The 12,424-nt window shown below is 43.7% G+C and carries 11 protein-coding genes and 1 tRNA gene; all 12 read right to left on the bottom strand.

The features are described from left to right. Positions 1–181: 181 nt before the first annotated feature. The gene (locus KFE80_05520; GenBank protein UTW46641.1) at positions 182–844 is read right to left on the bottom strand and encodes an AAA family ATPase; all 663 of its coding nucleotides are present in this window, start codon (positions 842–844) and stop codon (positions 182–184) included. Between the two features lie 158 nt (positions 845–1,002). After that, a complete protein-coding gene (locus tag KFE80_05525; GenBank protein ID UTW46642.1) occupies positions 1,003–1,218 on the bottom strand; it encodes a hypothetical protein in 216 nt (71 codons plus the stop codon). 1 nt (position 1,219) lies between these two features. Beyond that, positions 1,220–1,780, bottom strand: a complete 561-nt coding sequence (locus KFE80_05530) for an RHS repeat-associated core domain-containing protein (protein UTW46643.1) — start codon at positions 1,778–1,780, stop codon at positions 1,220–1,222. 170 nt (positions 1,781–1,950) lie between these two features. Then, positions 1,951–2,328: an ankyrin repeat domain-containing protein gene (locus tag KFE80_05535; GenBank protein ID UTW46344.1), complete on the bottom strand. Its 378-nt coding sequence runs from the start codon at positions 2,326–2,328 to the stop codon at positions 1,951–1,953. A 293-nt stretch (positions 2,329–2,621) separates the two neighbouring features. Further along, complete coding sequence (locus tag KFE80_05540) at positions 2,622–2,849, bottom strand: hypothetical protein (GenBank protein UTW46345.1); 228 nt, start codon at positions 2,847–2,849, stop codon at positions 2,622–2,624. A gap of 137 nt (positions 2,850–2,986) precedes the next feature. Next, positions 2,987–3,068 (bottom strand) — tRNA-OTHER (locus KFE80_05545). Positions 3,069–3,158: 90 nt separating this feature from the next. Next, positions 3,159–3,443 carry a hypothetical protein gene (locus KFE80_05550; protein UTW46346.1) on the bottom strand — a complete coding sequence of 95 codons (285 nt, stop codon included), beginning with the start codon at positions 3,441–3,443 and terminating at the stop codon, positions 3,159–3,161. 10 nt (positions 3,444–3,453) lie between these two features. Next, positions 3,454–6,204 carry an RHS domain-containing protein gene (locus KFE80_05555; GenBank protein ID UTW46347.1) on the bottom strand — a complete coding sequence of 917 codons (2,751 nt, stop codon included), beginning with the start codon at positions 6,202–6,204 and terminating at the stop codon, positions 3,454–3,456. 19 nt (positions 6,205–6,223) lie between these two features. Continuing rightward, entirely contained in the window at positions 6,224–7,873 is a 1,650-nt protein-coding gene (locus tag KFE80_05560) for an RHS repeat protein (protein UTW46348.1), read from the bottom strand. 19 nt (positions 7,874–7,892) lie between these two features. After that, a complete protein-coding gene (locus tag KFE80_05565) occupies positions 7,893–8,534 on the bottom strand; it encodes an RHS repeat protein (GenBank protein ID UTW46644.1) in 642 nt (213 codons plus the stop codon). Positions 8,535–9,479: 945 nt separating this feature from the next. Next, a complete protein-coding gene (locus KFE80_05570) occupies positions 9,480–11,036 on the bottom strand; it encodes an RHS repeat protein (protein UTW46349.1) in 1,557 nt (518 codons plus the stop codon). Between the two features lie 1,209 nt (positions 11,037–12,245). Next, positions 12,246–12,416 (bottom strand): hypothetical protein, encoded by a 171-nt coding sequence (locus tag KFE80_05575; protein UTW46350.1) that lies wholly within the window; start codon positions 12,414–12,416, stop codon positions 12,246–12,248. Positions 12,417–12,424: the final 8 nt, after the last annotated feature.

Here is a 12,424-nt window from a genome sequence, read left to right on the forward strand (position 1 = left end):
GACAGCTGTTATAACTCCTTTGTATTTTTATACAAAGAAGAAATACTAATAGATTCGCCGTTTTCTAATATTCATTTAGTAGTAATTTTTTAGATTTTCCATCATCTCGCTCAAAAAATTTTGTAAATCCAATATTAGGTAAGCAACCCGAACTAAAACCAGACCAACTGGAATATTGCAGCTATTCATCGGCTATTAGCTGACTTACCATTGATTCATGGTTATTCAAAAAGCGTTTAGTTACTATGTAGTGTTCAGTATCTTCATAGCTAATTTCATTCATTTCACCGTTATCAAGTGAAATAATTTTCGAATCTGGATAAGCCATTAATATTGGGGAATGGGTTGCGACTATGAACTGTGAGCCATCAGCAATAAGCTGGTGCATCCTTGAAATCATTGCCATTTGACGCGTAGGTGATAATGCTGCTTCTGGCTCATCCAATATATATAGCCCTTGACCACTAAAACGATTCATCATTAGCGCGAAGAAAGATTCACCATGTGACTGCTCATGCAAAGAAACACCACCATATGAATTAATAATTGGTGGGCCGCCGGGACCTTCATCTAATTTTTCTATTTCTGTCGCTACATTGTAGAAACTTTCTGCCCGTAAAAAGAAACCGTCTTTTGGTCGTTCGAAGGGCCGTGATAATCGAAGGTACTTCCATAGCGGCGAGTGTGAAATTCTAGTTGAAAAAGAAAAGTTCTTTGTCCCACCTTCTGCATTAAAACCCCAGGCAACAGCTAATGCTTCAAGAAAGGTGGATTTTCCCGTGCCATTCTCCCCAACAAAAAAAGTAATATGGGGATGAAAAACCATGTTCTCGAAGTGCTGCATGATTGGAAGTGTAAGCGGAAATTCTTCAAAATTTTCTACTTTTTCCCTTAAAAACTTTGCCGAATGAATGAATCGGGGGCTCTCAAAAAATGGCACTTTTAGAATATTCCTAATCAAGGTGTAATATTAAAGAGCCCCAACTTACATGAATAGCTTCGCTATTCCAATTGATCTGGCTTTAGTTCGGGGTGTTCGTCGAATATTGGATTCATAATGTCTAACAACATACTCCCCATTAGCTTACCAATTGCTCTGCGGTGAGAAGCTAACTCATCTTCTGAACAGTTATCTTTAACAATTGCAACCGACTGGTTAAGTCGGTCGCCAAACTCCAGCATTAGATCAACAATTTCAACGGCTACTTCTTTTTTCATATCATTCACAATCGTCAGGTTCTTCCATACAGCGATTGACACAGTTCCAGAAAGAAAAACCATTATCATTAGTTGGTAACGTTGAATCGGAACAGCGTTCGATGCAGCGATCCTTCTTGGATTTCTGACTACTCTCACCTGGAATGGCAGGAAAAGGATAGACATTATCATCCTCTGAAGCCATTGGAGTAACTAAAGGAGGCGCAAACCTTGGGGCCGCAGATCTTGCTCCTGTTCGTGCAGCATTTCCTACAGCACCTCTAGCGGCTTGGGTTCCCGCCCATCTAACAGCTTGCCAAATTAAAGGACCGAACCATACAGCCTCTCCATCAGGATCGAAATACATAACCGGGCTTTGCAATGCATACCCATAGGTACTTATTCCTCCACCTAACCCAATCGGATCAGACTGTATATACCGCCCAGTAGCAGGATCATAATCCCTAAAGTAGTTATAGTGCAGCCCCGACTCTTCATCAAAGTATTGCCCAGGGAATCTTAGGTTATTGGCAATCGTATTGGTGATGATTGTGGCCTCACCAAGTGGCTTTCTGAGATGGATAGCTGCTTAGTACTAGCGACAGAACCGTAATTCTAAAACAACACTGGCCTGCTACGAGCGGCCAGTGTTTTCATGTAGGTTATAGTTCTATTTGTAAACGCCTAACCAGCCGTTCATTTATCATGTTAGGACAATATATTTTCGGCTTGCCCTGCTATAGAAACTATAGCCTACTTAATTTTTAAAAAATCAACTAATTGTGTTTGCCCATTTCTTTCGGCCCAGTCTATGGGAAAATCACCAAAATCATCGGGTATATTCTTTTTTGCGCCAAATTTAATTAAGAGCTGAGTTATCCTAACATCTCCTCTGAGAGCAGCACAGTGCAAGGGCGTCAAGCCCACATCCCCCTTGACATTAACATCTGCACCTGCGCTCAACAAAAGTTCTATATCTCTAAACTCTTCATGGCGTACCGCAAGATGTAAAAGTGTGTCATCTCCCAGGCCTGGCTGGTTGACAGATTTGATCAGAATCCCATCATAGTCTGTATATTCCTCTTCATATCGAGAAAATAACTCCTTCAACTCTTCTTTAGAATTGAGCATGGCGTTTCACCTCAACCTCTTCTACTGAGCACATTAAATAGTCCTGATAGCACTCTTTTTTATATTGATCTTTTAATTTTTCAGCACGATTCTTGAAATTTTGAATCTTAATTGCATGTCTTCCTGGCTGCCATTTGGCATCCCATCATGAATACCACGCTGCACAGTTTTCAAAGTGATCTATCTCTTTTGGTAGATCAGAGCATCGATCTCCAGTTTTCTTCGGTTTTTTATCACAACGGTCTTTCATTCGTTGATAATCTTTTTGCCTCTCTACCGCACTGCCTTGAGTGTTATCTGATGGTACTGGTCAGCAGCCATCCTCTTACATGATAAGTAAGAACTGTTTCGACGCCGTTGGGATCAATAACGCGCCTCGGCTGCCCACGACCATTGTAGTCCAGATATTGAGTAAGGTGCCCAAGGGCATTATTGGTTACCGTATCTCTGTTGTCAGAAGCATCGTATGTATAGGTGGTAACGTCGTTAACATCGGTGCGAGGCCCATCCGCTGTTAGCATTTGGTTACTGCTGTTGTAGGTGTAGCTCCAGGTCTGGCTGGCGTGGCCAATGTTTGAGACACCCAGTGCTATAGAGACCTGTCGGCAAAAAGAAAAAGGGTTTGCAAGTACTAACCTGTAAACCCTTTAAAATATCGTGGGTCGTATAGGATTCGAACCTATGGCCAATTGGTTAAAAGTTAATCAACTGATTGTAACCCACTATTTTTATTAACCTAAAAGACGCCGCTCGTTGCTCATTTTGGTGTACTAGGTATAACAAAGTAGGACTGATGTCGGCAACATGTCGGCAGAGTTTGCTCGTATTTACTAATCGTAGTTGTGCTCAGACCAAACACTCCCGTCTTCTTTATAACAAATGTAAATGCCCACTCTTTCACCATCGCAGTAACTTCCTAGTTCTTTTAATTTCCCATTTTCCCACCAAGTCTTGTAGGAACCATGGTAGTCTCCATCCTTAAATGAAGACTCCTGAATCAATAATCCATTTGAATTCCAAAGCTTGCAGGAGCCATGTGGCTTACCGTCTACAAATTCAGCCTCGCCAATTAGATTGCCAGAGTCGTCGTATATTTTTCTTACTTCAATACTCATTTTTCTTGCTCTAACGCGGATAGTCTTTAAATGGGTTATATTCTGGCGGCTCTGCTGGATTTCTTCTTCCGCCATTAGCTTTACATAGATTTCTACGATGTGCTGCTCTTGAGAGACAAGCAGCAACTACTCTCCCGCCTAAGTTTGACCATTGGCCACAATTACCACTCTCAATAACCCACCTGCTATAACAAAAGTCATCCTCATCACCACCATTGTTATCGCATGCCTGCGTATCCATTGCGTCTGGGCCAACATCATCCACAGGGCTAACCCAATCATCATCATTTCCAAAAGCATCCCAGATTACATCGCCCAACCACCGCATAAATACGCGGCCACCTGTTGTACGTAATGCGTACCCCGTTGCAACATAAGTCGCACGACCTACATATTGGGCTGCGAGGCCTTCAGGGTCTACATAGTTAACTGGATTTCCTTCAACATACCCATAAGTGTTGATTCCACCAGCTAGGCCAATTGGGTCAGACTGTATATACCGCCCAGTAGCAGGGTCATAATCCCTAAAGTAGTTATAGTGCAGCCCCGACTCTTCATCAAAGTATTGCCCAGGGAATCTCAGGTTATTGGCAATCGTATTGGTGATGATTGTGGCTTCACCAAACGGCTTTCTATCCGTTGACCATACAACTTGTTGGCTGCCATCTGTAATCACCTGCGGCGTACCCAGATGGTCATTGTGGATAAAGTAGATAGAAGCTGGTGTAGACGGTGCGTAAGCGGCAACTGCCAAAGGCTGCCCAGATAGATAGATGTACTCACGAATAGCCTGGCCGGTATCGTCCAACTCAGCCAGCAATTCACCATTGCCCGCGTACAAGTAGTGAGTATTCCCACTGGCGGTACTCTTGCGCACTCGTTCACCACGGGCGTTATAAGCGTAGGTGGCCAGCAGCGTGTCTTGTGGGCTGGCTGAAGTATTGCGCTGGCTAACGGTAAACAGTCGGTTGCGGTCGTCGTAGCCATAAATCAGGCCATCGCCATTGCTGTCGAGCTTGCTGATCTGGTTGCCGTTGTTGTCGTACTGGTATGTCCAGTTGTTGGTGCTTAGCAGTCTGTGGCTGTTGGCGTCGTAGGTGTAGCTGTCTGTGCCCGTGTTATCGGTGATGGTTTGACGGTTGCCCGTTTCGTCGTAGGTGTAGTCAATGGTGCCGTAGACGCCGGTGGCGTTGGTCAGGCGGTTCAGGGCATCGTAAGTCAGTGACTGATCCCGGGAGCCGTCGAGGGTGTCATCAATGGCGGTGATGTTATCGACGTTATCGTAACTGTAGCTATTGCTTTTGACAGTGCCGTGATCCTGGTTCGTTAGGCGATAGTCCAGATCGAAGCTGCGGCTCAGTTGGATACCGTTACCGTAATTAAACTGCTGTATGGGGCCAAACGGCAGGTAGGCCATGTTATTGGCCAATGATGTGGTTGTGCCATTCAGTGTGGTGCTGGCTCCGCTAATTTCCCCTTCACTATTGTAAGTGTAATCAACGGTGCGGCCACTGGGGTAAGTTACCTGCACCAGTTGTTGGGCGGTGTTGTAGCCATAACTCAGTGTGTAGGTAACATTGCCAGTGGCGCTAATGCCAGTGAGGTTGCCAAAGTGGTCGTAAGTGAATGTGCGGGAGCCTGATGCATCGGTAACACTGGTAAGGCGGCCTTTGCCGTTAGCCCCAGCATCGTAACCATAGGTGATATTAAGTGAACTGTCTGGGTAGCTGGTAGATAGAGGGCGATTCAGGGCATCGTAAGTAAAAGTGGCGGTGACACCATTGGCATTGGTCTGTGTCAGGCGGTTATTGGCATCATCGTATGTATAAGTAGTGGTGCCAGTATCCGGGCTCACCATGCTGGTTAGGTTGCCAAAGCCGTTGTAGTTGTAGGTGGTTACCAGGCCTTTGGGGTCTGTGACCGTTTTGATATTACCCTGAGCATCGTAGGTATAGCTGATGTCCTGATTTAGGGGGCGGAGTTCGTCTTTGAGACGATCCAGGGCATCGAAGGTTTGAGTGGTCTGGTTATTATTGCCATCGGTGACGGAAGTGGTATTTCCGTTAACGTCATAACCGTAGCTGGTAGTTTGGTTGTTGGCACCCACAGAGGTGAGCATCCGGCTCAACTCGTCGTAGGTTTGAGCCATGGTTTTAACAATGCTGCCACCGTTGTCTTTGATAACTTCCTGAGTGACGTTACCCGCCAGATCGACAGTGAACTCAATCCGTTCGCCGGAGCTGTTGCTAACGGCAGTCAAGCGGCGAGCACCATCGTATTCGTAGTTCAGGGTTGCACCATTTGCCAGAGTGATGCTGGCAACTTGCCCCACGTTGTCGTAACCAAAGGTGGTAACAGCATCATTGGCGGCATTGCCACCGGTGTCTTTGATGGTACTGGTCAGCAGCCAGCCACGGACATGATAAGTCAGAACCGTTTCGACGCCATTGGGGTCAATAATGCGCCCCGGCTGCCCACGACCGTTGTAGTCCAGATATTGAGTAAGATGCCCAAGGGCATTGGTTACCGTATTCCGATTGCCAGAGGCATCGTATGTATAAGTGGTGATATCGTTAACATCAGTGCGAGGTCCATCCGCTGTTAGCATTTGACCATTGCTGTTGTAAGTATAATTCCAAATCTGGCTGGCATGGCTAATGCCTGACATCCCAAGTGCCAACATGCCTGCGGTAACAGCTATGCCCAGTTGTTTTTTTACGTTGTTCATCCTGCTGTCCTCATTGGTATTCTTAAAAGTCATTCCATGCTCCATGAATGAATCAAGGCGTTAAATCATTGCGTTGCGTGCTGAGTAGGTTCCCATTTGAGTCGTAGAAATAAATGAGTTCGTAGTCCGAAGAAGTGATTTTGGTGGGCAGGTTCAAGGTCGGATGCCACTCGGTGGTAAACAAACGCTCATCAGGCGTGCCCACTGCTTCGGTGCGAGTTAGCTCTTGGCCTTTGGCATTACGAATGTAGTTAGTCAAATTGCCCAGCCAGTCGGTTTTGCTGGCAAGGAAGCCGTTGGCATCGTAGGTGTAGGATTTATTGGCGGCTGCACAGTTTGTGGCTTGATGGCCTTCTACCTGTGTGACTTTGCGAGCGCCATAAATGGTGGTAAAGCGGTAGGTAGTTTGTTTGCCTAAGGCGTTAGTAGCCGTCACTTTTGGATCAACAGAATCGTCAATATGGGTATAGTCTAACGTAACTTTCTCGGCACTTCCGTGGTGCTCTGAGCTAATGGCACGGCCTTCAGCGTCATATGCCCAAGTGGCAAAACGAATCCCTTTTTCATCTGTGATACCAGTCAAAGCATTAGGAAAATTTGTATCTTCATAATGATAAATACGAGTACCTCCATTACTAGCATAGGTCGTAGCTATTAAGCGGTTACTAGAGTCGTATATATAGCTGGAAAAAAGCCCATCTGAGTTAGAAATACTGTCTAGAAGCGAGCTAGCTGAATATGAGAAATACAAGTAATTACCGCGATTATCTTCAACTTTGTCTAGTGTGCTTGGATCGTTATCGCCGCCATTAGGCACGCTCAAATCATAATGAAAAGACAAAATTTCTTGGCCATTTTTATAATATACCGAAATCAGATTTCCATTCGAATTATAAAACTCAGATTTTCCCTCAATAGTTTTTAACTCCCACATGATACTGCCTGTGGATGCATCAGACGTAAGTTCAAAATTCACATCGGGATCTACAGTCCAACCCTCAGTCAAAGACCCCAAGAAACCAATTTCACTACCATCTTCTCTGTGAATTACACCTTCTAGCGGGCCATTCTCAAAAGAGTTGAATACGACTATTTTTCTATCTGCTACAGTCCTTAAGGTAGTAAATTCTGTATTCCAGTGATAATAAATAGGCCAGATGTAGTTATTATTGAGTTTTACCTCGCTATCCATTAGTTGGTATTTGTAACCAGTTAACGTATTAATTGGATTTCCAGAACATTGTTTCGGAGTACCTGAATTCTTGTTTTGACAATCGTATATATTTCGGCTGCTGTCATCGCTAGTACAAGGTGATTCTCCACTGCCACCACTCCAAGATTCGACCTTAAACTCTCTCATTTCGTTACTATTTGTTTTTCCAGTGAAATACGCCCTGCAGATTTTTCCCCTCGACTTGCATGCGTTGTAATGCCCTCGCCATGATCCAGTGTACGACTCATACTGCCATTTGCTTTTTCGCCAGCTTCCAGCGCTAGCGTTATTAATAAAGAAAGAGGAGAGAAGCACTAATATCAAAATATTGCTAATAAGTAGGCGTATTTTTTTCTCAGAGGTAAAACGCAGCAGAGAAAACGAATTATGAGAATTCCGCCATTTTACAAGGGCTGCAGACATCACGATACTCAGTCGTTTCTCAGAATTTTTCATCCTGCTATTCTCATTACTTTTCTTAAAAATCATTCAATGCCCCATGGATAAATCAAGGTGTCAAATCATTGCGTTGTGTGCTAAGTAGGTTCCCGCCTGAGTCGTAGGAGTAAATCAGTTCGTAGTTCGAAGAAGTGATTTTGGTGGGCAGGTTCAAGGTCGGATGCCACTCGGTCGTAAACACTCGCTCATCAGGTGTACCCGCGGCTTCTGTGCGGGTTAGCTCTTGCCCTTTGGTATCACGAGTGTAGTTGATCAAATTGCCAAGCCAATCAGTTTTACCCGTCAGGAAGCCGTTCGCATCGTAGGTATAGGCTTTGTTGGCGGCGGCGCAGTTAGTAGATTGATGACCTTCCACTTGGGTGACTTTGCGGACGCCATGAATGGTGGTGAAGTGGTAGGTAGTTTGCTTGCTAAGAGCGTTGGTGACAGTGACGTATGGATTTAGAGAATCTATATGAGTGTAATCTAAAGTAACTTTCTCAGCTCCATTAAACTTTTCACTAGATATAGCTCGACCAGCAGCATCATATTCAACAGTTGAAATCCGATTTCCTTTTTCATCCGTGATTCCAGTTACATATTTTGGGAATGCCACATTCTCGTAGTGAACAGTATGATATGGGTTATCTTCCCCAAATGGGTTAGCACCAGATTGGCTAGGTGTATCGTCGGGTAAAGAAACATACTCCAACAATCCTACGCCTCTGTAGCTATAGCGGTATATCCCTTCACCATCTCTGGCAATAGATACTATCTGAGCATTACTATCCAGGGATAATGTGACATCTTCGCTTCCTCCAGAAATAGTTATTTGGTTATTTTGATACGAAAGGGTTTGCACTAAACCTTTTCTGTTTGTTATTGAAAATAATCTTCCGGTGGGGTCATATTGCTCTGATGTCCCATCTATAGAAGTGAATATAAAATCTTGTCCTTGAGAAGTTAGTTTTGCAGTTACATCTGGATCACCTGTCCATGTATTTACCTCTTCTCTATATTTGTACGCTTTACCATCTGGTCGAAACACAGTAGCAGTTCTAGGCGATTCAGAACTCACTTCAATATTCTGTAAATAGCTCCAAGACCATTCCCCAGAAAAATTGTTATAAAATCGAGAGATAATAATAGGAAAACTCCCAGAGCCATGGTAATCAGTCAATGTATAAAACTTATTGCCAACGGCTATAGATATAGGGTTCGGAGTTGAGGCGCATTGCTCTCCATGATTTTTGGGGCGTACATTACACGAACCATCACTAGGATCGTAAATGTTTCCGGGGGGACAATTTGTACCATGACGGCGAATCCCCGCATAAGAAAAACCTAAATCACTATAGCAATGCCCGTCCTTATCGTTGAACATTACAACAGAGCCATGCCCCCAATATTGAGCATGGGCACCTGCGCTAGCACATGCAGTTTCAGCAGATGAATAGCCCCATGAAGGAGCCCCATAGCACCACTGGCACGATAAGCCCCACACATACTCACTGCTGTAAGAATTTAATGACAAAGAATAAAAGCAAAGAGTAGTGATTTTAAGTAAAGCCGCAAATATCCCAAAGTGATTTTCAATTTTTTTCATCATGCATGCTCGCCGGCATTATCAATAAGAATTCTATATTCCATGAATAAATCAAGGTGTTAAATCATTGCGTTGTGTGCTAAGTAGGTTCCCGCCTGAGTCGTAGGAGTAAATCAGTTCGTAGTCCGAAGAGGTGATTTTGGTGGGCAAGTTCAAGGTTGGATGCCACTCGGTCGTAAACACTCGCTCATCAGGCGTGCCTGCTGCTTCGGTGCGAGATAGCTCTTGCCCTTTGGTATCACGGGTGTAGCTGATCAAATTGCCAAGCCAATCCGTCTTACTGGCGAGAAAACCATTAGTATCGTAAGTGTAAGTTTTGTTTGCTGCTGCACAGTGAACGGATTGATGGCCTTCAACTTGAGTGACTTTGCGTACACCATGAATAGTGGTGAAGTGATAAGTTGTTTGTTTGCCCAGAGCGTTGGTGGCCGTCACTCTTGGGTCAACTGAGTCATCTATGTGCGTATAGTCTAGGGTAACTTTTTCGGTACTGCCGTGATGTTCTGAACTAATAGCTCGCCCTTCAGAATCATATGCCCAAGTGGCAAAACGAGCACCATTTTCATCCGTAATGCCGGTCAAGGCATTTGGATAACTGGCATTCTCATAGTGATAAGTTCGAGCAACCGCACTATTGGGATATACAATGGAAACTAACCTTCCAACGGAATCATAAGTGTAACTGTAATGTTCTCCCTGCCCTGCAGTAAATCCAATGATTCTTCCGGAATTATCAACATCAAAGACTAGCTGATCGATACCATTACTTACTGAAATAGTTGACGTTGAATAGGTATACGTTTGGCTATTTCCATTGACATTATGTACAGCAACCAGCTGCCCAGACCTATTGTATTCTTCTGTGGTTTTTCCATCGATAAGGTATTTCCAGCCAGAAATACTACCATCTGCAAAAGCCCTCTTTACAGAACCTTGAACATCAGGATCAGGAAACCAAGTAGAGCCATTTCGGGTAAATATCAGTTGCTTGCCATCAGCTCTGGTCACCATGACTTCTACATGGCGCCTGGAGGCCACAGCTTCTGGGAAAAATCGCCATCTACCCGTATTAGAGTTATAGTACCTAACTACTCTAAGTGGATTAATGCCAGATGATACATAGTCCACAACACGTTGGTGCTTGTTTCCAGTAACCAGATTTATAGGATTTCCAATATCTGACGATGGGCATGACGATGGGCCATTTTGTTTGCCATCAGAAGATGTACATGCATAACCAGCTAAAGGATCCGGCTGTCCCCCTAATGGGCAGCCATTTATATAACCGAATATATGTACCGTTGAGCAAGTATCCGGCTGGTTTGGGTTATCTGCTACTCCGCCTGGAACTAGCTCACAACCTGAAAATATTCTAAAACCTTCATAGAATCTTCTTCCATTATTTGGGTCTCTCCCTTTCCAAAAGTGATCGCATCTTTGCCCAAACAAACTTTGACAAGCACTATTGGCAGACTCACTTGAATCAAAGAAGCCATGATCTATGGTAGAAGTGGCGACTGAAAATTTTGAAAAAAGCAGCAAAAAAGGAAAAAGGATCCAAAAATACTTTTTTGTTTTCCCAGTTATCGATAATGCTGAAACTATCACGACCTACTCCTTTTACAAGATGGATAGAAACAAAGATTTTTTTGTATGGGAGGCCAGATCATATTTAGGTGTCTTCAATAAAGGCACTCTACTGCCCCCTATTTTATTCTTTCAGTAAATCCCTTAAATCAAGGTGCAATATCATTGCGTTGCCTACGAAGTAGATTTCCGTCTGAGTCGTAGGAATAAATCAATTCGTAATCCAAATAAGTAATCTTGGTGGGCAGATTCAGAGTTGGATGCCACTCGGTTTTGAGGAGTCCCAATGCATTGACCTGGATAGCCACTGTTATAGGTATAAAAGCCTGATGAGCATATGCTGGTTAAACGAATGTAGTCACTTGGAGGAAAGTGATCTCTGAAACATTGCTTGTCGGATATATGACGCGCCTAACATAATTGCACCCACAGAGCCTTCCACTACATGAGCCAAGCCCTATATATTCAAATTCGTTTAGCTTATTTTTGTGCACGTAGCTCTCTGGTGTAGCAGCATATGCAGAGTCATGAGAGGAATAAGGGTCAACAAATACCCAAGCGGTTCCATTCGCGTTTTTAGTACGAGCTTCGTAGATCAACTCACCGGGTGTCGTCCCCTGCGTAGCGGACACTACTACAGAGAGCTGTATAAAAACCATAAGCATCAACAACTTATAGAATGAACCGTTTGTGAATTTTCTAAGATATTTTTTATACATTACTGAGTCCTTTCTATTTCTGCCTATATGGCATGAAACCTAAACGTCCAAATTGATTTATTGAGAAACGAGAAGTAGATATTTTTTTAGGCAGCTTACTGACCTATGAAAGAACTTGAATGCCAGCAGAACACTTAAAGATTTTTGAAAAAAGAATTTTATGCCAACCATAGCAAGCGTCCATGTGTCCATTTTAAGAGTTGAATTCACAGAATAGCTGCTCAATCATCTCCATTCAAGGCCAGCAGTTATCTTTTCTGGAAATTTTATCATGCATAGCAATACTGTCGAGAACCAGGCTTTTTTCCGCACGAAATAAACCTGAAGTATGTAGTGCCAACCCAAATATTAAAGTGGATTTTAAATTGATGATGTGGTTATTCATGACCATTCAATAGAAACGAATGTGTATTGCATCAACTATTAAGCAGCCATTAAACCTATAAAGATTAAAGTTATCTTAGCTGTATTACCAAAACATTACTGTTTGTTTGAAAAGCATTATTAAACGTCACACATATTCATCAATGTGCGGCCGATTGTCACCGCGATTTTCATCGCTGGGAGGTTTAGGCGCTTTGCGTTTTGGTGGGGGTTCGCGATGACGAGAGTCACCGTCTTTAATCACAGGTTTTGAAGGGCGAATGCTCGGTGAGGTAGGTATGGAAATGCGGTCGATCATGGAGCCTC

The organism is bacterium SCSIO 12696 (assembly GCA_024397955.1).
Lineage (GTDB): Bacteria > Pseudomonadota > Gammaproteobacteria > Pseudomonadales > Porticoccaceae > SCSIO-12696.

Coding starts and splice junctions, on each gene's coding strand:
- KFE80_05525 (UTW46642.1), bottom strand. CDS start 1,218: ATGAAAAAAGAAGTAGCCGTTGAAATTGTTGATCTAATGCTGGAGTTT.
- KFE80_05540 (UTW46345.1), bottom strand. CDS start 2,849: ATGCTAACAGCGGATGGGCCTCGCACCGATGTTAACGACGTTACCACC.
- KFE80_05555 (UTW46347.1), bottom strand. CDS start 6,204: ATGACTTTTAAGAATACCAATGAGGACAGCAGGATGAACAACGTAAAA.
- KFE80_05535 (UTW46344.1), bottom strand. CDS start 2,328: ATGCTCAATTCTAAAGAAGAGTTGAAGGAGTTATTTTCTCGATATGAA.
- KFE80_05560 (UTW46348.1), bottom strand. CDS start 7,873: ATGATTTTTAAGAAAAGTAATGAGAATAGCAGGATGAAAAATTCTGAG.
- KFE80_05575 (UTW46350.1), bottom strand. CDS start 12,416: ATGATCGACCGCATTTCCATACCTACCTCACCGAGCATTCGCCCTTCA.
- KFE80_05520 (UTW46641.1), bottom strand. CDS start 844: ATGCAGCACTTCGAGAACATGGTTTTTCATCCCCATATTACTTTTTTT.
- KFE80_05550 (UTW46346.1), bottom strand. CDS start 3,443: ATGAGTATTGAAGTAAGAAAAATATACGACGACTCTGGCAATCTAATT.